Annotated in this window: 1 protein-coding gene; it reads right to left on the bottom strand. The window is 61.1% G+C overall.

Features of this window, described 5'->3' with window-relative positions; genetic code table 11:
• Positions 1–172: 172 nt before the first annotated feature.
• Positions 173–2,587, bottom strand: a complete 2,415-nt coding sequence (locus E1K68_RS27405; RefSeq protein ID WP_003188790.1) for a TonB-dependent receptor — start codon at positions 2,585–2,587, stop codon at positions 173–175.
• Positions 2,588–2,862: the final 275 nt, after the last annotated feature.

Here is a 2,862-nt window from a genome sequence, read left to right as displayed (position 1 = left end):
CAAGCCAGCTCCCACATTTGGATCGTGGTGTGTCAGTTAGATCAGCGTCGGCTGTCAGTCCGTCACGGGAGCAAGCTCCCTCGCCACAGGTCCAGCGTCACACCAAAGATGTGTAGAAACCTATGGCCATCGCAGGCAAGCCAGCCCACAGAAGAATGCCAGCAACCCGGAATCAGAAGGTCAACGTGCTTGAAACCGACACCTGCCGCGCATCACCAATAGACACGAACTGCGTATTCACCGAAGAGGTGTAATAGGTGCGGTCGAACAGGTTCTTCACATTGAGCTGAAACTTGACCTTCTGCCCATCAAGTTGCGTGTCGTAGCTGGCAAATACATCCGCCACGGTATAGCTCGGCAGTTCAAAGCTGTTGGCCGCATCCCCAGCGCGCTCGCCCACATAGCGCGCACCGGCGCCGACCCGCAGTTGATCGCCCCCCAGAAGAGTGCCGAAGTCATACACAGCCGACAGCGAGCCGGTGTTTTTCGCCACGTTCTGCAGGCGCTTGCCTTTGAGCGTCGGGTCGTCGGTGACCTCGGCATCGGTGTAGGCATAGCTGCCGATCAGGCTCCACTTGTCGGTCAACTGGCCGCTGGCATCCAGCTCCAGGCCACGGGAGCGCACCTTGCCCGCCACGCTGTAGACCGAGGTTAGCCCCTCGCCCACCTGGACCAGCACGTTGCGTTTGTCGATGTTGAACAACGCCGCACTGGCGGTGATACGCCCCGGCAGGTCGAACTTGGTGCCCAGCTCCCAGGCCTTGGATTCTTCAGGGTCGAGGCTGCCATCCAGCACGGTTTTGTTGGCCAGTGGCGCAATGGTGGAGTTGGGCTTGAACGACTCGGTGTAGCTGCCGTAGAACGACAGTTCATCGGTGTAGCGGTACACCAGCCCGGCCCGAGGCACCCATTTTTGGCCATTGCCATCGGTGTTGGCGGTGAACGGCACGCCTTTGCCGGCGTATTGATCGTACATTTGATAGCGCGCCCCACCGACCAGAATCCACTGGTCGTTGAGATGAATCGCATCCTGGAAGAACAGCGAGTCGCTGCGCAGCAGGTCCGTCTGGTTGCTGTCCGGCGCGCTGACGTTGGAGCCCGCCACTTCGTTGCCGTACACCGGGTTGTTGTAATTGAAGACACCGCGCGGAGCCTGGCGGATCAGGTCGGCGCGGTAGATCTTGCGGTACTCGTCGTCCAGGCCGAACACCAGGTCGTGTTGCATACCGGCCACCGCGACTTTGCCTTCCAGGCTCGCGGTTGCGAAACGGTCGGTGGTCAGCGCGCCCTGGGTGCCATCCATGCTGCGGGTCAGGGTGCCGTTGGGGTTGACCTTGACCACCCGCACCTGGCTGGCGTCGTAGGTTTCGCGGTTCCAGCTGTAGCCGAAGTGGGCTTTCCAGTCGTCATTCAGGTCGTGGTCGACGGTCAGGCGATACAGGTCGGAGCGCCCTTCCATATTGTTGAACGGCTCATCCAGGCGGCGGGTCGCGGGGATATTCAGCGGGTGGCGGGTCTTGGGGTCGATGGCAGTGCCACGGTCAAAGGGAGAGAGAAACTCGCGGTGTTCATAGGCGACAACCACCTGGGTGGTATCGCCGTACCAGGCCAGGGACGGCGCCACCAGCGTCTCGCGGTGGGTACCGTAGTTGCGCCAGTAGTCTTCGTCTTCATGGTCAACGATCAGGCGATAGGCCAGGCCGCTGTCACCGAGGGGGCCGGTGGTGTCGAGGTTGCCGCCGCTGCCGTTCTTGCCGCTGCCGAAGGTTGAACCGCGCGCGGTCAGGGCCGTGGACTGCACCAGTTCGGGCTTTTTGCTGACGATATTGACCACGCCACCCGGGTCCTGGATGCCGTACAACAGCGACGACGGCCCCTTGAGCACTTCGACGCGATCAGCGGTGGCGTTCAACGCCCGGCCCTGCACCACGGGCATGCCGTCCTTCATGATCGAGCCATTACGGTTGTCGCCAAAGCCACGCAGCATCACCGCGTCCTGGGTGCTGCCGAGGGTGTTGGACTGGGTAATACCACTGATATTGCCCAGGGCGTCATCCAGGTTACGCGGCTGTTGATCGCGCAATACTTGGGCGGGCACCACATTTACGGTTTGCGGGGTTTCCAGCAGCAGGCCATGGGAGCGCATCACCGAACTGGTGGGCGGTGGCTGGTAGCTGGTGCTGGCTTGGGTGGGGTCGATGCCGCTGATAGTGGTAGCGCCCAGGTTGACCGCGCCATCGGTGGGCACCGGTTCCAGCGCCAGGGTACGGGCGTCGATCTGGCGAAAGGTGAAGCCGGAACGGCCCAGCAGACGTTGCAGGGCCTGGGTCGCGCTCATCTGCCCGCTGACCGCCGGGGCGTTGATGCCGTAGGGCGCTTCATCGGTGTAGATCACACTGATCCCGGTAACCCGGCTGAAATCGCTCAACGCCTGGGGCAACGGCTTGGCCGCCAGGGCAAAATTGAACTGGGCACTTTGCTGCTCCTGCGCCTGCGCCATGGCCAGGGGCAATAAGACCAGCCCCGACACCGTGAATACCGAGGCTCCCAGCCACTGTTTGACCCAACCGCCCGCCGTCGATTTCATGCTGTGAGCACCCGTGTAGAAAACGCTGTTAATGCGAATTGATCGCAGTTTCATGCACTACACGGATGGGCCGGCGATTTACCTCACCTCTGCTGGCAATTATTTTTTATTTATTTCACAGACCCCTGTGGGAGCGGGCTTGCCCGCGAATGCGGAGTGTCAGCCAATGAATTTTTAACTGAACCACCGCTATCGCAGCATAGGTGTCTACACAACTTTCTGGGCTGTAGCAGCAGACGGTAACCACGATGCGAAGCGAGCCGCTCTTGATCTTG

Origin of the sequence: Pseudomonas sp. B2021 (assembly GCF_018135665.1) — a bacterium.
In the GTDB taxonomy this organism is placed as follows: Bacteria; Pseudomonadota; Gammaproteobacteria; order Pseudomonadales; family Pseudomonadaceae; genus Aquipseudomonas; species Aquipseudomonas lactis.
This window is presented reverse-complemented; position numbering and strand designations above follow the sequence as displayed.

Coding starts and splice junctions, on each gene's coding strand:
- E1K68_RS27405 (WP_003188790.1), bottom strand. CDS start 2,587: ATGAAATCGACGGCGGGCGGTTGGGTCAAACAGTGGCTGGGAGCCTCG.